Origin of the sequence: Limnohabitans sp. Rim28 (genome assembly GCF_000293865.2) — a bacterium.
In the GTDB taxonomy this organism is placed as follows: domain Bacteria; phylum Pseudomonadota; class Gammaproteobacteria; order Burkholderiales; family Burkholderiaceae_C; genus Limnohabitans_A.
Map to the genome: position 1 here is coordinate 1 of NZ_ALKN02000010.1, position 22,843 is coordinate 22,843.

Below are 22,843 nucleotides of genomic sequence, written 5' to 3' on the forward strand. Positions count from 1 at the left end.
GCCTGCGCCGAGGCTCAGAGGCGCTTCGCTTTGCCACATCGCCTCAGCGCAGGCCCCGCACACCATCTGGAGATTCGTCAGAGCTCATGGGCGCTTCGCTTGGCCTCATCACCCTGACACAGGCCCAGCCCCCAATTCTTCTCGGTCATTTTGGGGGCAACCCGGTACACAATCAGGGGATGAGCGAAAACACCTCCGAAACACCCAAACCAACCCTCTTGCTGGTCGACGGCTCCAGCTACCTGTACCGAGCCTTTCACGCCATGCCCGACCTGCGGGCCGTGCCCGGCGACCCGACGAGTGCCGCCACCGGCGCCATTCGCGGCATGATCAACATGATGGAGCGGCTGCGCAAAGACGTGCCCGCCGTCTATGCCGCCTGCGTGTTCGACGCCAAAGGCCCGACCTTCCGTGACGCGCTGTACCCCGAGTACAAGGCCAACCGCAGCCCCATGCCCGACGATTTGCGCAGCCAAATCGAGCCCATCCACGAGTTGGTGCGCCTGATGGGCTGGACCGTGCTGGACGTGCCCGGCGTGGAGGCCGACGACGTGATTGCCACGCTGGCCCATGTGGCCGCGCAGCAGGGCATCACCGTGACCGTGTCCAGCGGCGACAAGGATTTGAGCCAATTGGTGAACGAGCACATCACCATCATCGACACCATGAACGGCAAGGTGCGCGATGTGGCGGGCGTGACGGCCGAGTTTGGCGTGCCGCCTTCGCTCATGATCGACTACCAGACTTTGGTGGGCGACACGGTGGACAACGTGCCGGGCGTGGCCAAGGTGGGCCCCAAGACGGCCGCCAAGTGGCTGATGGAATACGGCTCGCTCGACAAGCTGATGGAAAACGCCCACGACATCAAAGGCGTGGCGGGCGAGAACCTTCGGCAAGCGGTGGATTGGCTGCCCAAGGGTCGTGCTCTGGTGTCCATGAAAACCGATTGCGACCTGATGGGCTGGGTACCCGATTTACCGTCGCTGGCCAGCTTGCACCTGCACGCGCCCGACAAGGACAAGTTGCTGAATTTCTATCAAACCTATGGTTTCAAGGGTCTGGTGCAGTCGCTGGGCGGGACCGTGCCTGCGCCTGTGGCCAAGGCCAAAGCGGTCAAGCCCAAAGACACGGGCATGGGGGATTTGTTTGGATCGGCACCTGACGAGGAACCTGCAGCTGCCCCTGTGCTCGACACCGCCGCCAGCGCCGTGCAGGGTGATTTGAAATACGACACGGTGCTCGATTGGGCGCTGTTCGACCAGTGGCTCGCCCGCATCGAGCAATCCCCGCTCACGGCCATTGACACCGAAACCACCTCGCTCGATGCCATGCGTGCCGAGATCGTGGGCATCTCGCTGAGCGTCAAGCCCGGCGAGGCGGCCTACATTCCACTGGCCCACAACGGCCCGGCTGCGCCCGAGCAGCTGCCTTTGGCACAGGTGTTGGCCAAACTCAAGCCCTGGCTGGAAAACCCGGCCCGCCACAAGCTGGGCCAGAACATCAAATACGACCGCCATGTGTTCGCCAACCACGGCATCGAGGTGCAGGGCTACGCGCACGACACCATGCTGGAGAGCTATGTGCTGGAAGTGCACAAGCCGCATGGCCTGTCCAGCTTGGCCGAGCGGCATGTGGGCCGCAAGGGCGTGACTTACGAAGACCTGTGCGGCAAAGGCGCCCACCAGATCCCGTTCGCGCAGGTGGACGTGGACAAGGCGGCGCACTATTCGTGCGAAGACTCGGACCAGTGCCTGGACGTGCATCTGGCTTTGTGGCCGCAGCTCCAAGCGCATGCGGGTCTCAAGTACGTTTACGAGTTGGAGATTCAAACCAGTGAAGCGCTGTACCGCATCGAACGCAATGGCGTGCTGATCGACGCGCCCACGCTGGCGACGCAAAGCCAAGCGCTGGGTGAGCGCATCGTGCAACTCGAAACCGAGGCCTACGACATCGCCGGCCAGCCCTTCAACCTGGCCAGCCCCAAGCAACTGGGCGAGATCTTTTTTGACAAGCTGGGCCTGCCGGTCATCAAGAAAACCGCAACTGGCGCACGCAGCACCGATGAAGAGGTGCTGGAAAAATTGGCCGAAGACTACCCGCTGCCCGCCCGCATCCTGGAGCACCGCAGCCTGTCCAAGCTCAAGGGCACTTACACCGACAAGTTGGCGCAACTGGCCTTGCCGCGCACGGGCCGGGTGCACACGCATTACGCCCAAGCCGTGGCGGTCACAGGCCGTTTGTCGAGCAACGAGCCGAACCTGCAAAACATCCCTGTGCGCACGACGGAGGGGCGCAAAGTGCGCGAGGCCTTTGTGGCACCTTCGGGTTGCGTGATCGCGAGTGCTGACTACAGCCAGATTGAGCTGCGCATCATGGCGCACCTCAGCGACGACCCGGCCTTGCTCAAGGCCTTTCACGAAGGCCTGGATGTGCACAAAGCCACAGCCGCCGAAGTGTTTGGCGCGACCCCCGACACCGTCAGCAGCGAGCAGCGCCGTTACGCCAAGACCATCAATTTCGGCCTGATTTATGGCATGAGCGCGTTTGGTCTGGCCAAGGCGCTGGGCATTGACAACACCGCCGCCAAAAATTACATCACCCGTTATTTTGAGCGCTTTGCAGGCGTCAAGCACTACATGGACGCCACGCGCGAACAGGCCAAGGCGCAGGGCTATGTCGAGACGGTGTTTGGCCGCCGCCTGATGCTGCCCGAGATCAACAGCCCCAACGGCCCGCGTCGCGCCGGAGCCGAACGCGCCGCCATCAACGCACCCATGCAGGGGACGGCCGCCGACCTGATCAAGCTGAGCATGGTCGCGGTGCAAAAAGCGCTGGACGAACAAGGCAAGGCGACCCAGGTCATCATGCAGGTGCACGATGAACTGGTGTTCGAGGTGCCACAGGCTGAGGTGGAATGGGTGCGCACCGAGATCCCGCGCATCATGGCCAGCGTGGCCAATTTGAAAGTGCCTTTGTTGGCCGAGGTTGGCTTTGGCCCGAATTGGGAGCAGGCGCACTGAGCGTCAAGTGGCTTGCCAAGGCGTGTGCTTGTGCATGATGGCCTCAAACAGCGCAGATCCCTCAAAAGCGGCCAGCCAAGTGGCCAAGGCAGCCCAGGGCTGCGCTGCAAACCATGCCGGGTCGGTGTGGGCGAATTGCCGCACAAAGGGGGCCACGCCCGCATCAGCCAAACCGAAGTGCTCGCCCGCCAAAAAAGGCTGGGCGCGAAGCCGTCCATCCAGCTTGTGTAACCAAAGCGCCGCCGCATCGCGGTCAGCAAGGCCGCTCTGCAAGCCCGATCTGTTGGGGTATTTGTAGCGGTCCAGTTGCTGCTTGAAAGGTCCGTCGTTGTGCGCGATCAAATCCAGCGCATCGGCCATGTCCGCATCTGCGCTTGGCAACCAGCCCAGCGGGTCGTGCTGGCGCAGGGCCCACAGCATGATGTCCAGACTTTGTTCCAGCACCTTTTCACCGTCTGGGCCGCGCAGCCACAAAACCGGCACCGTCCCTTTGGGCGACAGGGCCAGCAGGTGGACCGGTTTGTGTTTCAAAACCACTTCTCGGTGTTCAAAATCGATGCCACTGACCTGCAGCGCCAAGCGTGCCCGCATGGCGTAAGGGCAACGGCGAAATGAATAGAGAACGGGCAAAGTCGGGGGCATGCCGGCAGTTTAAATCGCCAAGCGCGTGCAAACCATAGGCGCCTGTGTCAAGATCAGCGTCCTCTGATATCTGGACCTGGAGACCTGCCTTGAACAACGACCTGATGAACGATGCACAAGCCCTTTTGGGAGGTCGGGTGGACGCCAGTGGCACCACCCGCCGAGTGGCTTTGAAAGCCGCATTGGGCGTGGGCTATGCCGCAGCGGCTGCCCCCATCATGGCCCAAACGGCCATCAAGACGCCCTCCACAGGCTTGGTTGCGGGGGAGGTGACCATTGACGTCAAGGGCTTCAAGATGCCGGCTTACCGGGCTGCGCCGGCGGGCAAGAAAGACTTGCCAGTGGTCTTGGTGATTTCTGAAATTTTCGGTGTGCACGAGTACATCGCGGACACCACCCACCGCCTCGCGCAAGCGGGCTATCTGGCCATTGCCCCCGAACTCTTTGTGCGCCAAGGGGACCCCAGTGAATACGGTGAATTGGCCAAACTCCAGTCCGAAATCATCGCCAAAGTGCCCGACGAACAGGTCATGGGTGACCTGGATGCGGCCGTTGCCTGGGCCGCGGCCAATGGCGGCAATGCCGACAAATTGGCCATCACCGGCTTTTGTTGGGGCGGGCGCATCACCTGGCTGTATGCCGCTCACCAACCCAGGCTCAAGGCTGGCGTGGCTTGGTACGGTCGCTTGGTGGGCAACACCACACCTCAGACCCCGAGGCACCCACTGGCATTGGCGGGCAGTTTGAAGGCGCCAGTGCTGGGTTTGTATGGCGGTGCAGACACAGGCATACCCCTGGAGACGGTGGATAAAATGAAAGCCGAACTGGTCAAAGGGCCGGCAGCTGCCAAGGCCAGTGAATTTGTGGTTTATCCTGATGCGCCACATGCTTTTCATGCCGACTACCGTTCCAGCTACCGCAAGCCTGCAGCAGACGATGGGTGGCAGCGCATGTTGGCTTGGTTCAAACGCTTCGGTGTGGCGTGATGTGTGAATGCTGAAAACGCCCTTCGGGGCGTGAGTTCTTTCAAACCGCCCATTGGGGCGCGAGTTTGGTAAAACCGCCCACAGGGGCGGTTTGTTTTGGGGTGCAGAGCACCCCGGGAAACATGATGACTTTATTGGCGATATTGGTGGGCACTTTGGTAGCTGGCATTGGCAGCGTTTGGGTGGCGGCATGGTTGAGTTTTGGCGTCTTGAGCCGCTACACCCAGCACATGTTGAGTTTGGCCGCCGGGGCCTTGATGGCCACCTCTTTCTTGCATTTATTGCCAGAGGCTTTTGAGAGCGGCGTGGGCCCACACGAACTCTTTTTGACTTTGCTGGTGGGTTTGGTGTTCTTCTTTTTGCTCGACAAGGCCGAGTTGTGGCACCACGGACACGAGCATGGACATGGGCACGATCACGCTCATGGGCATCACCACGGCCATTCAGACACGCCAAAGGGCCAATGGGCCATATTGGCCGGGGACAGTGTGCATTGCTTTGGAGACGGCATTTTGATTGCCTCGGCCTTCATGGCCGACATGCACCTGGGCATGATCGCTGCGCTGGCGGTGTTGGCCCATGAGATTCCTCACCACATGGGCGACTTGGCCGTTTTGCGGCAGGGCAGCAGCAGCCGCCGCGCTGCCATCGTCAAGGTGTCGATGGCCGGCGCCATCACTGCTTTGGGTGGTGCTGTGGGCTTTGTGCTGGTGGACGCCTTGCGCGAGGGCTTGCCCTTCTTTTTGGTGGTCGCCAGCAGCAGCTTTATTTATGTGGCTTTGGCCGACCTGATTCCGCAGCTGCAAAAGCGACTGTCAGCCCGCGAGACAGCGGCCCAGATCCTCTGGTTGGGCGTGGGCATCGGCATGGTGCTGCTGGTGAGTGCTTTGACAGGTCACCAGCACTGAACTTAGCCCTTGGCGCAGGGCAAGCCCGGTGTGTTGCACCACTCGCTCCAACTGCCTGCATACAGCGCAGTGACGCCCAAACCGGCCATTTCCATGGCCATCACATTGGGCACAGCCGTCACACCAGAACCGCAGTGGTGCACCACGCTGTTGGGCGTTCGGCCGGCGAGCACTTGGGACCACTCGGCGCGGAGCAACTCTGGGGATTTGAAGTGACCGTCTGCGTCAAAGTTCTCGGTGTAGGGCCGGTTCAAGGCGCCGGGAATGTGGCCCGCGACCGGGTCGAGCGGCTCCATCTCACCCCTGAAACGCGCCCCGGCTCTGGCATCGATGATGGTTTGATCGGGTCTGCCCAAGGCCGCTGACACCTCTGAGGTCAGCACCAACTGGCGCAGCGGTGCTTTCAACTCAAATGCAGCAGACGCAGGGGGCGAGAAAGGGCCTGATTCGGTGGCCCCGCCGGCGTCTTTCCAGGCTTGCAAGCCGCCGTCCAGCACAGCCACAGCCTCGTGGCCCAACCATTTGAGCATCCACCACAAGCGACCGCAGTAAGCGCTTTTGTTGCGGTCGTACACCACGATCTGCATGCCGTTGTGAACGCCCAGACTGCCCAGCCATTGGGCCACGGCTTCCCGGTGCGGCAAGGGGTGGCGTCCAGCGTTGACACCTGCCCCGGGCGTGTGCGTGCTCAGGTTTTTGTCCAGGTTGGCGGGCAAGGCACCTGCGATGCGCTCGTCTGCAAAAAAGCCACCCGCCAACTCGGGCTTCATCAGGTCAAAGCTGCAGTCGAAAATGGCGCAGGGGGTGCCTTGCGCCAGCAGGCTTTGCAATTGGTGGGGGGTGATCAGCAGGGTGTGCATGGGGGTCTCCAAGGTTCAATGGTCTTCAGCGGGGGCACTGGGCAGTGTACGGTTGCGCAGCACGGTGGAGGCGATACCGCTGGCCATGATGAGGGCCATGCCCACCCAGCCCATGAGCGGGATTTGGTCGCCAAACAGCATCAGGCCAAACAAGGCACCAAAGACAATGCCCGAATACTGCAGGTTGGCCACCACCAGGGTCGAGCCCCGGCTGTAGGCGTTGGTCATGCACAACTGCCCCAGTGCGGCCAGCACACCAATGGGCAGCAACCACAACACGCTGGGCCAAACCCATGGGCTCACACCGGTGACCAGCATGAGTGCGGCGCCCACCACAGCGGTGCCGATCGAGAAATAAAACACCGTGCGCGCTTCGGGTTCGTTGAGCTTCCCCAGCGCCGCGACCTGGATGTAGGCCAAAGCAGCGATCAGGCCCGAGAGCAGACCGACGAGGCCGGCAAACAACTGGTCTTGTTCGATGGTGGGGCGCAGCAACAAGATGACACCGCCAAAACCGGCGATCACCGTCAGCACGATGGGCCCTTGCCGGGTCGCCTCTTGCAGTTTGCCCATGACCAGGGTGCCACCCACCAGAAAAACCGCCACCCAGATGCCGCTCATGTAATTGAGCGTCATGGCGGTGGCCAACGGCAAGTGGGCAATGGCATAAAACCAGGCGGCCAGTGAAGTGACCCCCACCACCGAACGCCAGACATGCATCATGGGAATCGGGGTGCGCAAAGGGACACCTTGCATTTTGCAAAAGCTGGCCATGAACAACACGCCGATCAGACCCCTGAAAAAAACCAGTTCGGAAGTCTGGAAGTGGGCCGATGCGTATTTGATGCAAACCCCCATCAGCGAGAAGAACAAGGATGCCAGGATCATCCAAGAGGCTTGCATCGTCGCCTTCGCTTCAGAGGGCGCTCATCTGGCGGCGGTACCACTCGTGAAAGTGCTGCATGCCGTCTTCCATGGGGCTTTGGTAGGGGCCGACTTCGTTGTCACCGCGCGCCAGCAGTGCTTTGCGACCCGCATCCATGCGTTCGGCGATCTCGTCGTCCTCGAGGCAGGTTTCCATGTAGGCGGCTTGCTGGGCCTCGACGAATTCGCGCTCAAAGGCCACGATTTCCTCGGGGTAGTAGAACTCCACCATGTTCAGGGTTTTGTGGGGGCTGATCGGGTGCAGGGTCGACACCGTGAGCACATGGGGGTACCACTCGACCATGATGTGCGGGTAGTAGGTCAGCCAGATCGCGCCGCGATCGGGCAGTTGGCCGTTGCGGTATTTGAGCAGCACCTCGTGCCATTTTTTGTAGGTCTCCGAGCCGGGCTTGCCAAAGCCGCTCGACACACCCACGGTCTGCACCGAGAAGTGTTCCTTGAACTCCCAGCTCAGCTCGTCGCAGGTGACAAACTGGCCCAGACCCGGGTGGAAGGGGCCGACGTGGTAGTCCTCAAGGTAAACCTCGATGAAGGTCTTCCAGTTGTAGTGGCATTCGTGCAGCTCGACCCGGTCAAGCGCATAGCCATCAAAACTCAGCTGCGATCTGGGGCCCATGCCCGCCAGATCGGCGGCGATGTCGCGGCCATTGTCTTCAAAGAGCAGGCCGTTCCATTCCTGCAACTTGTAGTTGTTCAGGTTCAGGCAGGGGTCTTGGGCAAAGTGCGGAGCGCCGAGCAATTGGCCGTCCGGCGCGTAGGTCCAGCGGTGCAGCGGGCAGACGATGTTGCCGCCTGCGCTGCCTTTTTGCTGGGTTTGCAAATTGCCACGACCGTTCAGCATGATGGCTTGCCGGTGGCGGCAGACATTGGAGACGAGTTCGACCCCGCCCTGGGCGTTGCGCACCAAAGCGCGGCCTTCGGCCTCGTGGGGCAGGGCGCAGTAGTCGCCCGGGTGGGGCACCGCCAGCTGGTGGCCCACATACCGGGGGCCTTGCCGAAAGAGCGTGTTCAATTCGCGCTGAAACAGCGCCTCATCGAAATAAGTGGAAACTGGTAGTTGGCTTGCGGCCTGCTGCAGTTGAAGACTTAAATCAGACATGGGTGACCTGACCTAGAGACTCCCCCTATGAAGGGGCAGGGACAAAGCGCTGAATTCAAGGAAAACGGCGCAAAAAAATGACAGGGAATCCCTGCCGATGAGCCACGATTCTACCCTGTGCCACGTTGAATGGATGGGCGAGCCTGCTGCTTCTTGAGCGCTTGGACCCCATTGGCCGTCGGTGAAACTTGCCAGGACCTGTCGCGTCTTGTGGAGTTGACATGGCCAACTGTCAGCCAAGTCATGGCTTAAGGCCTAAAATCTGGTTTTTTCTCGGAATACCCCATGCCCAAGGCCGCTCCCCTCGACACCGCCGACACCGCTGCTGCGCCTTTGCCGCTCAGTTACGAAGCGGCTTTGGTGGAATTGGAGACTTTGGTGGCCCAGCTCGAATCGGGCCAGATGCCCTTGGACCAGCTCCTGACCGGTTACCAGCGTGGCGCTGCTTTGCTGGCCTTTTGCCGTGACAAACTCAAAGCCGTCGAAGACCAGATTCAGGTGCTGGACGGCGGACAACTCAAACCCTGGAGCGGTGCATGAGCCTGGACTTGAAAGCCTGGATGCTGCCGCATCTGGACCGCGTGGAACAGGCCTTGTCGTCGGGCATCGCGCACCATTCACCCGCCGATTTGGGTGCAGCCATGCGCTATGCCGTGCTGGATGGCGGCAAGCGATTGCGCCCCCTGCTGGTGCTGGCCACGGCCGAAGCGGTGGGCGTTGTGAGCAGCAGCCCCGCAGCCCTCAAGGCTGCCTGCGCCATCGAGCTGATCCACGCTTATTCATTGGTGCACGACGACATGCCGTGCATGGACAACGATGTATTGCGGCGCGGCAAACCCACGGTGCATGTGCAGTTTGGTCAAGCCCAGGCCTTGCTGGCAGGTGATGCCTTGCAAACCCTGGCTTTTGAGTTTTTAACCCCTCAGGACGCCAGCGTGCCTGTTGCGGTGCAAGCCGCTTGCGTGGGTTTGTTGGCGCGGGCTTCGGGTTACCAGGGCATGGCCGGAGGCCAAGCCATTGACTTGGCCAGCGTGGGCCAGCGCCTGACTGAAGACCAGCTGCGCCAGATGCACCGCCTCAAAACCGGGGCGCTGCTGCTGTGCAGCGTGCAGATGGGCGCGGCCTGCGTGCCCAGCGTTTCTGCATCGGTGCAAGAGGCGCTCAAGCGCTTTGGAGAAGCTTTGGGCCTGGCCTTTCAGGTGGTGGACGATGTCTTGGACGTGACGGCCGATTCGACCACCTTGGGCAAGACTGCAGGCAAAGACGAAGCGGCCGACAAACCCACGTATGTGGCCCTGATGGGACTGGACGCGGCCAAAGCTTTTGCCGATGCCTTGGCCGCTCAGGCCATGCAGGCCTTGGCCGATACCGGATTGCCCGATGACCGTTTGGCCGCTCTGCGTGCTCTGACCGCCATGGTGGTAGAAAGAAACAACTGACATGACCGATTTGCTCAAGAACATCGACTCCCCGGCCGATCTGCGCCGTTTGCAGCGCACCGACCTGCCCCAGTTGGCCGACGAACTGCGCCATTGCGTCCTTGACAACGTCTCCAAGACCGGCGGGCACCTCAGTTCCAACCTGGGCACCGTGGAGCTCACGGTGGCCTTGCACTATGTGTTCAACACCCCCGAAGACCGCATCGTTTGGGACGTGGGCCACCAGACTTACCCGCACAAAATCCTGACGGGGCGTCGTGACCGCATGCCCACGCTGCGCCAGTTCGGCGGCCTTTCTGGCTTTCCGCGCCGCGACGAGAGCGAATACGACACCTTTGGCACGGCGCACTCGTCCACCAGCATTTCGGCCGCTTTGGGCATGGCCGTGGCCGCACGCCAAAAAGGCGAGTCGCGCCACGCGATCGCGGTGATTGGCGACGGCGCCATGACCGCGGGCATGGCCTTTGAAGCCCTGAACAACGCGGGCGTCGAAGAATGCAGGCTGCTGGTGATCCTGAACGACAACGACATGTCGATCAGCCCGCCCGTGGGTGCGCTCAACCGTTATTTGGCCCAACTGATGAGCGGGCGTTTTTATTCGGCGGCCAAGGCCGGGGCGAAGAATGTGCTCAAAAACGCACCGCCCCTGTTTGAACTGGCCAAGCGCTTGGAAGAAACCGCCAAAGGCATGGTGGTGCCCGCCACTTTGTTTGAAAAATTCGGCTTCAACTACATCGGCCCGATCGACGGGCACGACTTGGAGTCGCTGATCCCGACGCTGGAGAACATCAAAAACCTGGACGGCCCGCAGTTTTTGCATGTGGTCACCAAAAAAGGCCAAGGCTATGAAAAGGCCGAAGCCGACCCGGTGGCTTATCACGGCCCCGGCAAGTTCGACCCGAATGTGGGCCTGGTGCCTGCGGCCACGCCCGCCAAAACCACCTTCACCCAGGTGTTTGGCCAGTGGCTGTGCGACATGGCCGACAAAGACATGCGCTTGGTCGGCATCACGCCCGCCATGCGCGAGGGCTCGGGCATGGTGGCGTTTCACCAGCGTTTCCCCAAGCGTTATTTCGACGTGGGCATTGCCGAGCAGCATGCCGTGACCTTTGCCGCCGGCATGGCCTGCGAGGGCCTGAAGCCTGTGGTGGCCATTTACTCCACTTTCTTGCAGCGCGGCTACGACCAGCTGATCCACGACGTGGCCTTGCAAAACCTGCCGGTGGTATTTGCTTTGGACCGTGCGGGTTTGGTGGGCGCCGATGGCGCCACCCACGCCGGGGTTTACGACATCGCTTACATCCGCTGCATCCCCAACATGAGCTTGGCCTGCCCGGCCGACGAGCGCGAGTGCCGCCAGTTGCTCAGCACGGCCTATGCGCAAAACCACCCGGTGGTGGTGCGCTACCCGCGCGGCTCGGGCGTGGGCGCCGAGCCCGGGCGCGATCTGGACACCTTGCCCTTTGGCAAAGGCGAAGTGCGCCGCCAGGGCGAAAAAGTGGCCATCTTGGCCTTTGGCACTTTGCTCGCCCCGGCTTTGCAGGCGGCTGAACAGCTCAACGCCACGGTGGTCAACATGCGCTGGGTCAAGCCGCTTGATGTGGAATTGCTCCAGCAAATCGCCCAAACCCATGAGCGCATCGTCACGGTGGAAGAGGGCTGCACCATGGGCGGCGCAGGCAGTGCCGTGGCCGAGGCTTTGCAGCAATTGCAGATCACCCGGCCCGTGTTGCACCTGGGTTTGCCAGACGAGTTCATCGAGCATGGTGACCCGGCCAAGTTGCTGGCCTTGCAGGGTTTGGATGCGGTGGGCATCGAGCGATCTGTGCGCCAACGTTGGAACGATTAAGCCGGTTTTCAAGCGGATTCGATTGAATTTCGTGGGATTGTTGGCTTTGCCAAACCCCTTTTTATTTAATGATTTAAAAAAGGGTAAACCCGCACGTCTTTGTGCATTTTGAATTCCTACAATACGGCATCCGACAATTCCAAAAATCCTGATCGTCGGGTGCATTTTTTTTCAACAAGGAGTCCTTCATGGATCGTCGTTCCGTCATTAAAAACGCCGGCATTGCTGGCGTTTTGGCTGCTGGTGCTGCACCTGCAGTCCAAGCACAGGCCGCCATTCGCTGGCGCCTCGCCTCCAGCTTCCCCAAAGCTTTGGACACCATTTTTGGTGCCGCTGAAGTGTTTGCCGAAAAGGTCAATGCCATGTCTGGCGGCAAGTTTGTCGTCACCGTGCACGCTGCCGGCGAATTGATGCCTGCTTTTGGCGTGGTGGATGGCGTTCAGCAAGGCACCGTTGAGGCTGCCCACACAGCCCCTTACTACTTCTTTGGCAAGGACGACACCTTCGCCCTGGGCACGGCCATTCCTTTTGGTCTGAACAGCCGCCAGCTCACTTCCTGGTTCTATGACGGCAACGGCATGAAGCTGTTCCGTGAGTTCTACGACAAGTACAACATCGTGAACTTCCCAGGCGGCAACACAGGCGCCCAAATGGGTGGCTGGTACCGCAAAGAAATCAAGACCTTGGACGACATCAAGGGCTTGAAGTTCCGCGTCGGCGGTTTCGCTGGCAAGGTTTTGACCCGCATGGGCGCTGTTCCACAGAACATCCCTGGCGGCGAGATTTACCAAGCCCTGGAAAAAGGCACGATCGACGCCGTCGAGTGGGTCGGTCCATACGATGACGAGAAGCTTGGCTTCCAAAAAGTGGCCAAAAACTACTACTACCCAGGCTTCTGGGAAGGCGGCGCACAGCTGGACTTCTACATCAACAAGACCGCTTTCAACGCCTTGTCTAAAGAGAACTAGGCCATCGTGGAAGCTGCTGCGTCTTATGCGCACACCGAAATGCAAGCGCGTTACGACAACCGCAACCCCGCAGCGCTGCGTCGCTTGGTGGCCGGTGGCGTCAAGCTTTTGCCTTTCCCCAAGGTGGTGATGGACGAGGCTTTCAAGCAGTCCATGGCCCTGTACGAAGAGCTGCGCCAGTCCAACCCGAACTGGAAAAAGATCTACGACGACTACTCCACGTTCCGCAGAGATCAAAACCAGTGGTTCCGTTTCACGGAAGCCACCTTCGATCGCTACATGCAAGCGGCCAAGCTGTAATCAGCAGGCATGCGTGCATGAAAAAAGGCCCTTCGGGGCCTTTTTTCATGGGGCGCTACGGTTCCACCCGTTGTCGTGCAAACTCGCCACCATGCAACACATCGAGCTTTCTTACCAATGGGCAATACCGGGCGCTGAACCGGTGCGCAACCGCCAAAGTCCGCTGCGCAACCCGCTCATGGACTTGTTGCAAGCGGTGCGCGATGCCGGGTCGATTGGCGGGGCGGCCAAGGCCATGGGCCTGTCTTACCGCCATGTCTGGGGTGAACTCAAACGCTGGGAGCAGCGGCTGGGCCAGCCCTTGATCCTTTGGGAAAAGGGCCAGGCGGCCCGGCTCACAGGCTTTGCCGACAAGTTGCTCTGGGCAGAGCGTCAAGCGCAGGCGCGGCTCTTGCCCCAAATCAGTGCCTTGCATGCCGACTTGGAAAAAACATTTGCGGTGGCATTTGACCCTGCCCACTTGGCCCTGCCGGTCTTTGCCAGCCATGACGCGGCCATGGACTTGCTGCGCGAAGAGGCCGCAGCCACCGCTTTGCACTTGGACTTGCGGTTTTGCGGCAGCGTGGACGCGATCCGCGCCTTGAACGAGGGGCGATGCCATGTGGCAGGTTTCCATGCCCCTTGGCAACCTGACGCCGAGTCCTTGGTTGCACGGACCTACAAGCCCTTGCTCAAAACGGGTCAGCACAAATTGATCGGTTTTGCCCAGCGGTCGCAGGGGCTGATGGTCGCCAAGGGGAACCCCCTGGGCTTGCACGGTTGGGCCGACCTTTACCAAACGGGCGTGCGCTTTGTCAACCGCAGCCCCGGTACCGGGACCCGCTTGTTGTTGGACCAATCTTTGCAAGAAAGAGGCCTGCTGGCCTCGGCGCTACAGGGTTATGGGCATGAGGAAAACTCCCATGCTGCTGTGGCCGCGCGCATCGCGGCGGGCCAGGCCGATGTGGGTCTGGGCATCGCCCACGCCGCCCATGTTCATGGCCTTGATTTTGTGCCCCTGCACCAAGAGCATTATTGGCTGGTGTGCTTGGCCTCGGCGCTCGACACCCCACCCGTGGTGCAGCTGCGGCGCTTGCTGGGCAGTTCGGCTTGGCAAGCCAGGCTGCAGGGTCTGGGCGGCTACAGCCCGACACCCCAGACCGGCCAGGTGCAGTCTTTGCGCAGCATGCTGCCTTGGTGGCAATTCAGGTCTTCAAGGTCCGGCGCAGCCGCTTGACCGGTGCCCGCTGGGCCGATTGAACGGCCTTCATGCCGAGCGTCAAAAATATCAACCTGAGTTTTTGGGGCTTGATCCCGGAACCTACCAACACAGACTTACAATCGCGCAAGTTTTTTGGAGTTCAGATGTCATCTTTATTGAAACTATCGAGCGGCATTGACCGTTTGAACAAGGGGGTGGGCAAATTCACCACCTGGCTGATCTTGATCGTGACGCTCATCAGCGCTGGCAACGCCATTGTCCGTAAGGCGTTCAATGTCAGCTCAAACGGTCTGCTGGAAATCCAGTGGTACCTGTTTGCAGCCGTGTTCTTGTTGGGTGCTGGCTATGGCTTCCTCAAAAATGCCCATGTGCGCATCGACTTCATCTCTGGCAAGTTGTCCGCCCGTGCCCGCAACTGGATCGATGTCGGCGGCATTGTGTTGGCGCTGTTTCCGTTTTGTTTCTTGTGCATTTATTTGTCTTGGCCCTTGTTCATGCAGGCCTTCAACAGCGGCGAGATGTCTTCCAATGCAGGCGGCCTGATCCGCTGGCCGGTGTACGCCTTGGTGCCCCTGGGTTTTGGCTTGCTGATGCTCCAAGGCGTGTCCGAGTTGATCAAGCGTCTTTCTTTCTTGACCGGCGCGGGTGAAGACCCCTTGTCGTCTGAAGACACCATGTCGGACGAAGAAAAAGAACTGCTGGAACTCGAAAAAATCGCGCTGCAAGCGCAGGGAGCACGTTGATGGAAGCGACTTTTTTGGCACAGAACTTTGTGCCCATCATGTTTGCCGGTTTGTTTGTGCTGCTGCTGACCGGTTTTCCGGTGGCTTTCGCGCTGGCCGCTTGCGGTTTGGGCTTTGGCTTCATTGGCATGGAGGCCGGGCTGTTTCCGCCCTCTTTGTTCCAGGCCTTGCCGCTGCGCATCTTTGGCATCATGCAAAACGACACCTTGCTGGCCATTCCGTTTTTCACCTTCATGGGCATCATCTTGCAAAAATCCGGCATGGCCGAGGACTTGCTTGAGACAGTGGGCCAGGTGTTTGGTCCGGTTCGCGGTGGCGTGGCCATCGCGGTGATTTTGGTGGGTGCCTTGCTGGCAGCCACCACCGGTGTGGTGGCTGCAGCCGTGATCTCGATGGGCTTGATCTCTTTGCCCATCATGTTGCGCTACGGCTACAGCCGTGTCATTGCCACCGGGGCCATCACGGCTTCGGGCACCTTGGCGCAAGCCATCCCACCTTCCTTGGTGTTGATTGTGCTGGCCGACCAATTGGGCCGTTCCGTGGGTGACATGTACGCCGGTGCTTTGGTGCCTGGCCTGATGCTGGTGGGTCTGTACATCTTGTTCATCGTGGTGGTGGCCATTTTCAAGCCGGCTTTGGTGCCGGCCCTGCCGCCCGAGGCCCGCATCTACCGCGAGGCCAATGGCAAATCAGGCCATGTGTCCTTGATGTTCCTGTTGATCGTGTGCACGGTGGTTGGTTTTTCATGGGCTTCGTCCCACGACGCCATCATGACCGCTTGGCTTGACCGCACCCAAGAGTCACCTGGCGATGAAATGGTCATCATGTCCCTGACTGTGGCGTCCTTGGTGGCTTTGGCCTTGGCCATTGTGAACCGGATCACCGGCATGGGCTTGCTGTCGCGTTTGGCCGAGCAAGTGACCTTTGTGCTGATGCCGCCCCTGATCCTGATCTTTTTGGTCTTGGGCACCATCTTCTTGGGCGTCGCGACACCCACAGAGGGCGGCGCGATGGGTGCTTTGGGGGCCTTGATTTTGGCGATCAGCCGAAAGCGCCTGGACAAGAAATTGATGAACCAGGCGCTGGAAAACACAGCCAAGCTGGCGTCGTTTGTGCTGTTCATTTTGATCGGCTCCACCGTTTTCAGCTTCACCTTCAATGCGGCCGACGGTCATATTTGGGTTGAGCACTTGTTCTTGGACATGCCTGGTGGCGCGATCGGTTTCTTGATCGTGGTGAACATCCTGATTTTCATCTTGGGCTGTTTCATCGATTTCTTTGAAATTGCCTTCATCGTGATCCCAATCCTGGCCCCTGTGGCTGAGAAAATCTTGCCCGGTTTGGTGCCCGGTATGACGGCAGACCAGGCCATGATCTGGTTTGGTGTGATCGTGGCGATGAACCTGCAGACCTCGTTCTTGACGCCGCCCTTTGGCTTTGCCCTGTTCTATTTGCGCAGCGTGGCACCCAAAAACGATTACAAGGACCGCATCACGGGGGAGAACATTCCATCGGTCAAGACCTCTGAAATCTACAAAGGCTCAATCGCGTTCATTGTTTTGCAGTTGATCATGGTGGCGGCCATCATCGTCTTCCCCAATTTGGTCACAGGTGGCCTCAAGGAGGGTGTCAAGATCGATGCCGATGCCGCATTCGAGCAAATGCTCAACCAAGCAGGTGAAGACGAAGACAAGGACAAGGACGACGCAGTCAACATGGACGACATGAAGCCCGCTGCAGACGCTCCGGCCGAGGACCCCGCCAAGGCCTTGGAAGCCGAGATGAAGGCGAACAAGAAGTAAATCCTGTCGCCCCACGAAGAGCCCGGTTCGCCGGGCTTTTTTCATGGCGATGGCCTATGCAAACTTGTTCATAGTGGACACCCCTCATGCCTTGGAGGGTGCTTGTGCCGTAGCATCCACAGCGCTGTATGAACACCTTCTCCGACAGCGTCTTGACGGCGCTGAATCTCGTCATTTCTCTCGATCCTGCCCTGTGGGTGGTGGTGAGCCGGTCTCTGGCCGTCAGTGCCACGGCCTGCCTGCTGGCATATGGCGTGGGCGTGGCCTTGGGGGCTTGGTTGGCGGTGTCGCGTTTTCGCGGCCGGGGCACGGTGTTGGTGGGCCTCAATACCTTGCTGGCGCTGCCCTCGGTGGTGGTGGGCTTGGTGGTGTATCTGATGCTCTCGCGCACCGGGCCCTTGGGTTTTCTGGGTTGGTTGTTCAGCTTCAAAGCCATGGTGTTGGCCCAGTTTATTTTGGTGGTCCCGGTGGTCACGGCCCTCACCCGTCAAGTGGTCGAGGACGTCGAGCGCCAGCACGGTGAGCAGTGGGCCTCATTGGGCGCAGGCCCTTGGGTGCGGGGTTTGCTCTTGGCTTGGGATGAGCGTTTGGCTTTGCTCATGATTGGCGTCACAGCCTTCGGCCGCGCCATCTCTGAGGTGGGCGCGGTCATGATCGTGGGCGGCAACATCGACGGCTTCACGCGTGTCATGACCACCGCCATTGCCTTGGAGACCAGCAAGGGCGATTTGCCGTTGGCGCTGGGGCTGGGCATGGTGCTGCTGGCGGTGGTGTTGCTGCTCAACGCCTTGGTGGCGGGTCTGCGGCGCTGGGGTGAGGTACACCATGCGCGGCCAGTGTCGGCCGATGGTCGGGTGGGTGCGCAGCCATGAGCGCCGTGCAGATCACGCTGGACACGGTGAGTGTGCAGCTGGGCGCGCAACAGGCCTTGAAGGGCGTGAGCTTGTGCATTGCGGCAGGCGAACGCGTGGCGCTGGTGGGTGCCAACGGCTCGGGCAAAAGCAGCTTGCTGCGCACACTGCATGGTTTGCTGCCGCCCACACAAGGTCAGGTGACTCAAACGCCAGGTGTGCGTCAGGCCATGCTGTTCCAAAGGCCGCACATGCTGCGCCTGTCGGCCTTGAACAATGTGGCGCTGGGTGTGTGGCTGGACCGTTCGCTGGCTTTGAACTGGCGCGCAGCGCAAATCTTGGCCCTGCAGGCTTTGCAGCGCGTGGGCTTGCAAGCGGTGGCAGGGCAAAGTGCGCGCCAGTTGTCGGGCGGGCAGCAGCAGCGCTTGGCCTTGGCCCGCGCCTGGGCGCGCCAGCCCGATGTCTTGCTGCTCGATGAGCCCACGGCCAGCCTGGACCCGCATGCCAAACGCGAAGTCGAAGCCTTGATGGCCGACTTTGCGAGCAACCAAGATCGCCCGCTGACCCTGGTCTGGGCCAGCCACAACCTGGGCCAAGTCAAACGCCTGGCCACCCGGGTGGTTTATTTGGAGTTCGGCCGCGTTTTGGCCGACATGCCTGTTTCTGATTTTTTCAATGCCGAACTGTTGGCCGCGCTCAGCCCTGCAGCCCATGCTTTTGTTCAAGGAGAGCTTTCATGACCTTTAAAACTTTCACCCGTCGCGCCTTGGTGTGTGCGGTTTTGGCCACCACCTCGGTCGCCTCGGTGTGGGCGCAGGCCCCATCGATCGTGATGTCGTCCACCACCTCGACCGAGCAATCGGGCTTGTTTGCACACTTGCTGCCAGCGTTCAAAAAAGCCAGCGGGCTGGATGTGAAAGTGGTGGCCTTGGGCACCGGTCAGGCGCTGGACATGGCGCGGCGCGGTGATGCCGATGTGGTGTTTGTGCACGACCAAGCGGCCGAAGAAAAGTTTGTGGCCGATGGCTTTGGCCTCAAGCGACTGCCTGTGATGTACAACGACTTTGTGCTGATTGGCCCCAAGGCCGACCCGGCTGCCACCAAAGGCAAAGACATTGTGGCGGCCTTGGCCAAATTGTCGGCAAGCAACGCGGCCTTTGTGTCGCGGGGTGACAAGAGCGGCACGCACGCGGCCGAGCTGCGCTTTTGGAAAACCGCCAACCTGGAGGCCGCCAAAGGCAAGGGATACCGTGAGTGCGGCTGCGGCATGGGCCCGGCTTTGAACATCGCGGCGTCTTCTGGCGCCTATGTGCTGGCCGACCGTGCCACCTGGCTCAACTTCAAGAACCGCGCTGATCTGGCCATTTTGGTGGAGGGCGATAACCGCTTGTTCAACCAGTACGGCGTGATGGTGGTCAACCCTGCCAAACATGCGCACGTCAAACAAGCCGATGCACAGAAGTTTGTCGACTGGATCACCTCGGCCACAGGGCAGGGCGTGATTGCCGATTACAAGATCGGCGGCGAGCAGCTGTTTTTCCCGAACGCGGGCAAGTGAGTCGAGGCATGGTGTGGATCAACTTTTGGGCATCACGAGCTTGCGGTAGACCGTGGCACGGCTGATGCCCAAAGTGCGCGCCGCTTCGGCCACGTTGCCACGAGCCTGGTTGACCGCCTCGCGGATCATGTCGGTTTGCACATCCTTCAGCGGTTTGGGCGCGATGTCTGGGGTCGGCCTTGGCGTTGTCGGATGAGTTGCCAAAGGACCTGCTTGCAAAGCCTGGGTCTGCAGGCGCAGGCCTGACCAGAGCGGCAGTTCCTGCGTTGGGCCCCGGCGGTTGGCCGCATCGAACAGGCTTTCCCAAGACGATGCAAACACTTCGCTGGCGTGCAGCGTTTGGCCTGGTGTGGCGGGTGACAGGGACAGCATTTGCCGTGCGGTCGGATTGGCCCCCACGATGTGCCCATCGCTGTCCAGCGTGAGCAAGCCGTCGCTGTCGTCGCCGGGCTGGTTACCGGGCCAGTTCAGGCGCAGCACCAAGGCATGGGCGGTGGACAGCAGCCAGCTGTTTTCGATGCTGCGGGCTGAGCGTCGCACCAGGTGTTTCAAAGCGGGGCGCTCGGTGGTCTCGATGCCCGTGAGGTCGAGCATGCCAGCGCACAAACCATCCGGCCCAAACACGGGGGCCCCGGCGCAGCTGTAAATACCGGTGTCTTGGAAAAAATGCTCGCCCCGGTGCAGCCAAACAGGCTGTAACTCGCTCAAGGCGGCGCTGATGGCGGTGGTGCCCACGGCTTTTTCAGACAGGTCTACCCCCACACGGGCGATCACGTCAGCGCGGCGGTCTTGTCGGTCCACCTGGCCGTGCACGTCCACCACGATGCCCTGGGCATTGGTCAAGATGGCGAAGTAACGGATGTCAGCAATGGCGCGCGCCAGTTCCACCAGCACAGGTTGGGCCGCCTGCACCAGAGGGCGACTGGCTTCTTGCACCCGGCGCATTTGTTGCGCGGACACGGCATCAAAGCCAACCGCTTGGTGGGGTTGCAAGCCCATGGCGAGGCAGCGTTGCCAAGACTGCGCGATCCCGGCAGACACACCGGCGCCCCATCCGGCGGGTGAGTGGCGCTTGTTGCCCTGAAAAACCAGTTCACGGGCTTGAGCAATGCGCGCTAGGCGGTCGCTGCTGGGGGCAATCGTTGGCATGTCAGATGTGTATCAAGCTGAGAATTTTTGCGTCGACCCTGATGAACCTAGGGTTAATCCGAATCGATTGGTGGTTTTTAGCGCCAACAATGGCTATGCATTTTGATTCATAAGCGCGGGCTTGAAAAGTCCGACACCTCACAGGAGATACACATGCAGAAAGTCCTGCACATCAATCCGGACAAATGTACCGGCTGCTTGCAGTGCGAAATGGCCTGTTCCTTCGAGAACTACGGCACATACGCCACCTCCAAATCGCGCATCAAGGTGTTTGACTTCCACCACACCGGCAAAAAAGTGCCCTACACCTGCACCCAGTGCGACGAAGCCTGGTGCCTGCATGCCTGCCCTGTGGAGGCCATCACGGTCGACAAAGCCACAGGCGCCAAAGTGGTCAACGAATCCACCTGCGTGGGCTGCAAGGTTTGCACCATCGCTTGCCCCTTCGGCACCATCAACTATGTGCAGGAAACCGGCAAGGTGCAAAAGTGCGACCTGTGCGGCGGTGACCCGGCTTGCGCCGACGCTTGCCCAACGGGCGCCATCACATTCGTGGATGCCAACTGGACTGGCATCGACAAGATGAAGCAGTGGGCTGACAAGTTGGGCAATCAGCCCTCGGCCTCTTAAATCCCCCCACAAGGAGCATCAACATGTCTTGGGCTGGAAAAATTCTCCGCGTCAACCTCACGGCTGGCACCGTCAAATCCGAACCGCTGAACATGGAGTGGGCCAAAGCCTACCTCGGCTCACGCGGTCTGGGCAGCAAATACCTGATCAGCGAGATCGACCCCAAAGTCGACCCGCTTTCAGCTGACAACAAAATCGTCTGGGCCACAGGCCCGCTGACCGGCACCATGGCCTCCACCGGTGGCCGCTACACCGTCATCACCAAGAGCCCGCTCACTGGCGCGATCGCTTGCTCCAACTCGGGTGGCTATTGGGGCGCTGAGCTCAAAATGGCCGGTTGGGACATGGTCATTTTTGAAGGCGCATCGGCCAAACCGGTCTACCTGCACATCAACGATGACGAAGCCGAGTTGCGCGATGCAAGCCACCTCTGGGGCCAAAGCGTCTGGAAGACCGAGGAAATCCTCAAGTCCAGCTTGCAAGACCCCTTGCTGCGCGTTTGCAGCATCGGCAAGGCCGGTGAAAACGGCGTGCTCTACGCCGCGGTGGTGAACGACCTGCACCGTGCGGCTGGCCGCTCGGGCGTGGGCACCGTCATGGGCAGCAAGAACCTGAAAGCCATCGCGGTGCGTGGCACCAAAGGCGTGGGCAACATGAAAGACCCCAAGGCGTTCATGGCTGCGGCCAAGGCCGCCAAAAAGGTGCTGGCTGACAACGCGGTCACGGGCCAGGGCCTGCCCGCTTACGGCACCCAGGTGCTGATGAACGTGATCAACGAAGTGGGCGGTTTGCCCACACGCAACCACCGCGACGTGCAGTTTGAAAGCGCCAAAGACATCTCGGCCGAAGCCATGGTCACGCCCCGCGAGACCGATGGCAAAAAGCACCTGGTGACCAACCAAGCTTGCTTTGGTTGCACCATCGCTTGCGGCCGCATCAGCAAGATGGACGAAGGCCACTTCTCGGTCAAGAACAAGCCTGAGTACTGGGGCGCCAACGGCGGCCTGGAATACGAAGCGGCTTGGGCGCTGGGCGCAGCCAACGGCGTGAAAGACCTGGAAGCCCTGCAGTACGCCAACATGATCTGCAACGAAGAAGGCTTCGACCCGATCAGCTTCGGTGCCACCATCGGTGCCGTGATGGAGCTCTATGAAATGGGTGTGCTGACCAAAGAGCAAATCGGTGTGGAAGCACCGTTTGGCTCGGCCGAAGCGCTGTGCGAGTTTGTCGACATGACCGCCAAGGGCATCGGTTTTGGCAAAGAAATTGGCATGGGCTCCAAGCGCCTGACCGCCAAATACGGCCACCCCGACCTGTCCATGAGCGTCAAGGGCCAAGAGTTCCCAGCCTATGACGGTCGTGTGATCCAAGGCATTGGCCTGGCTTACGCCACGTCCAACCGTGGTGCTTGCCACCTGCGCGGCTACACCATCGCTTCTGAAGTGCTGGGCATTCCGGTCAAGACCGAGCCCACCGAGCACGAAGGCAAGCCTGAATTGGTCAAGGCCTTCCAAGACGCGACAGCCGCTTTTGACTCGGCCGGCATTTGCGTCTTCACCAGCTTTGCCTGGACCTTGGCTGACGTGGCCCCTCAGGTGCAAGCCGCTTGCGGCGAAGAGTTCACCATGGAACACTTGAACCACATTGGCGAGCGCATCTGGAACATGGAGCGCGACTTCAACAACGCCGCTGGCTTCACCAAGGCCGACGACAACCTGCCCAAGCGCCTGATGACCGAAGCCGCCAAAACCGGCCCCGGCAAAGGCATGGTCAGCAAGTTGGACGACATGCTGCCCAAGTACTACGACGCCCGCGGCTGGGATGGCGAAGGCCGTCCGACATCGGCCACCCGGGAACGTCTGGGTTTGTGAGTTTGCCCCTGTAGGAGCGAGC

General features: G+C 60.5%; 19 protein-coding genes and 1 pseudogene. 15 read left to right on the forward strand and 5 right to left on the reverse strand.

The window, feature by feature from the left end:
* Nucleotides 1–179: 179 nt before the first annotated feature.
* Nucleotides 180–3,020 carry a DNA polymerase I gene (polA, locus tag B472_RS11910; RefSeq protein ID WP_019427631.1) on the forward strand — a complete coding sequence of 947 codons (2,841 nt, stop codon included), beginning with the start codon at nt 180–182 and terminating at the stop codon, nt 3,018–3,020.
* A gap of 3 nt (nt 3,021–3,023) precedes the next feature.
* Here polA and B472_RS11915 read toward each other — a convergent pair whose 3' ends face one another.
* Nucleotides 3,024–3,662, reverse strand: coding sequence for a glutathione S-transferase N-terminal domain-containing protein (locus tag B472_RS11915; protein ID WP_040506022.1), 639 nt, complete (start codon nt 3,660–3,662; stop codon nt 3,024–3,026).
* A gap of 104 nt (nt 3,663–3,766) precedes the next feature.
* Here B472_RS11915 and B472_RS11920 point away from each other — a divergent pair, with 104 nt between their 5' ends.
* Entirely contained in the window at nt 3,767–4,648 is an 882-nt protein-coding gene (locus B472_RS11920) for a dienelactone hydrolase family protein (RefSeq protein ID WP_081504985.1), read from the forward strand.
* Nucleotides 4,649–4,773: 125 nt separating this feature from the next.
* Nucleotides 4,774–5,556 (forward strand): ZIP family metal transporter, encoded by a 783-nt coding sequence (locus B472_RS11925; RefSeq protein WP_026039675.1) that lies wholly within the window; start codon nt 4,774–4,776, stop codon nt 5,554–5,556.
* A 2-nt stretch (nt 5,557–5,558) separates the two neighbouring features.
* Here the strand turns inward: B472_RS11925 and B472_RS11930 are convergent, their stop codons facing one another.
* From B472_RS11930 to B472_RS11940, 3 genes are read right to left on the reverse strand one after another with little or no spacing between them, the layout of a single operon-like run.
* Nucleotides 5,559–6,416, reverse strand: coding sequence for a sulfurtransferase (locus B472_RS11930; RefSeq protein WP_019427635.1), 858 nt, complete (start codon nt 6,414–6,416; stop codon nt 5,559–5,561).
* Nucleotides 6,417–6,431: 15 nt separating this feature from the next.
* Nucleotides 6,432–7,319, reverse strand: a complete 888-nt coding sequence (locus B472_RS11935) for a DMT family transporter (protein ID WP_019427636.1) — start codon at nt 7,317–7,319, stop codon at nt 6,432–6,434.
* A 13-nt stretch (nt 7,320–7,332) separates the two neighbouring features.
* The gene (locus B472_RS11940; RefSeq protein WP_026039676.1) at nt 7,333–8,460 is read right to left on the reverse strand and encodes an aromatic ring-hydroxylating dioxygenase subunit alpha; all 1,128 of its coding nucleotides are present in this window, start codon (nt 8,458–8,460) and stop codon (nt 7,333–7,335) included.
* Nucleotides 8,461–8,745: 285 nt separating this feature from the next.
* Between B472_RS11940 and B472_RS11945 the strand changes: the two genes are divergently transcribed.
* From B472_RS11945 to B472_RS11990, 10 genes and pseudogenes are all read left to right on the forward strand, one after another.
* Nucleotides 8,746–9,000 (forward strand): exodeoxyribonuclease VII small subunit, encoded by a 255-nt coding sequence (locus tag B472_RS11945; RefSeq protein WP_019427638.1) that lies wholly within the window; start codon nt 8,746–8,748, stop codon nt 8,998–9,000.
* Nucleotides 8,997–9,899, forward strand: coding sequence for a polyprenyl synthetase family protein (locus tag B472_RS11950; protein ID WP_019427639.1), 903 nt, complete (start codon nt 8,997–8,999; stop codon nt 9,897–9,899). The genes B472_RS11945 and B472_RS11950 overlap by 4 nt, the downstream gene beginning before the upstream one ends.
* Before the next feature lies 1 nt (nt 9,900).
* Complete coding sequence (gene dxs, locus B472_RS11955; RefSeq protein ID WP_019427640.1) at nt 9,901–11,748, forward strand: 1-deoxy-D-xylulose-5-phosphate synthase; 1,848 nt, start codon at nt 9,901–9,903, stop codon at nt 11,746–11,748.
* 188 nt (nt 11,749–11,936) lie between these two features.
* Nucleotides 11,937–13,016, forward strand: a pseudogene (locus tag B472_RS11960) (TRAP transporter substrate-binding protein).
* 91 nt (nt 13,017–13,107) lie between these two features.
* Nucleotides 13,108–14,232, forward strand: a complete 1,125-nt coding sequence (locus B472_RS11965) for a substrate-binding domain-containing protein (RefSeq protein ID WP_026039677.1) — start codon at nt 13,108–13,110, stop codon at nt 14,230–14,232.
* 128 nt (nt 14,233–14,360) lie between these two features.
* Nucleotides 14,361–14,960, forward strand: coding sequence for a TRAP transporter small permease subunit (locus B472_RS11970; RefSeq protein WP_026039678.1), 600 nt, complete (start codon nt 14,361–14,363; stop codon nt 14,958–14,960).
* The gene (locus B472_RS11975) at nt 14,960–16,762 is read left to right on the forward strand and encodes a TRAP transporter large permease subunit (RefSeq protein ID WP_019427645.1); all 1,803 of its coding nucleotides are present in this window, start codon (nt 14,960–14,962) and stop codon (nt 16,760–16,762) included. The genes B472_RS11970 and B472_RS11975 overlap by 1 nt, the downstream gene beginning before the upstream one ends.
* Nucleotides 16,763–16,890: 128 nt before the next feature.
* Entirely contained in the window at nt 16,891–17,634 is a 744-nt protein-coding gene (locus tag B472_RS11980; RefSeq protein WP_019427646.1) for an ABC transporter permease, read from the forward strand.
* Complete coding sequence (locus B472_RS11985; protein WP_019427647.1) at nt 17,631–18,353, forward strand: ATP-binding cassette domain-containing protein; 723 nt, start codon at nt 17,631–17,633, stop codon at nt 18,351–18,353. The genes B472_RS11980 and B472_RS11985 overlap by 4 nt, the downstream gene beginning before the upstream one ends.
* Nucleotides 18,350–19,171: a substrate-binding domain-containing protein gene (locus B472_RS11990; protein WP_019427648.1), complete on the forward strand. Its 822-nt coding sequence runs from the start codon at nt 18,350–18,352 to the stop codon at nt 19,169–19,171. The genes B472_RS11985 and B472_RS11990 overlap by 4 nt, the downstream gene beginning before the upstream one ends.
* Before the next feature lie 18 nt (nt 19,172–19,189).
* On the opposite strand, the gene B472_RS11995 is transcribed toward B472_RS11990, so the two are convergent.
* The gene (locus B472_RS11995) at nt 19,190–20,320 is read right to left on the reverse strand and encodes a helix-turn-helix domain-containing protein (protein WP_019427649.1); all 1,131 of its coding nucleotides are present in this window, start codon (nt 20,318–20,320) and stop codon (nt 19,190–19,192) included.
* Between the two features lie 153 nt (nt 20,321–20,473).
* Between B472_RS11995 and B472_RS12000 the strand changes: the two genes are divergently transcribed.
* Nucleotides 20,474–20,950, forward strand: a complete 477-nt coding sequence (locus B472_RS12000) for a 4Fe-4S dicluster domain-containing protein (protein ID WP_019427650.1) — start codon at nt 20,474–20,476, stop codon at nt 20,948–20,950.
* Nucleotides 20,951–20,973: 23 nt separating this feature from the next.
* A complete protein-coding gene (locus B472_RS12005) occupies nt 20,974–22,821 on the forward strand; it encodes an aldehyde ferredoxin oxidoreductase family protein (RefSeq protein WP_019427651.1) in 1,848 nt (615 codons plus the stop codon).
* Nucleotides 22,822–22,843: the final 22 nt, after the last annotated feature.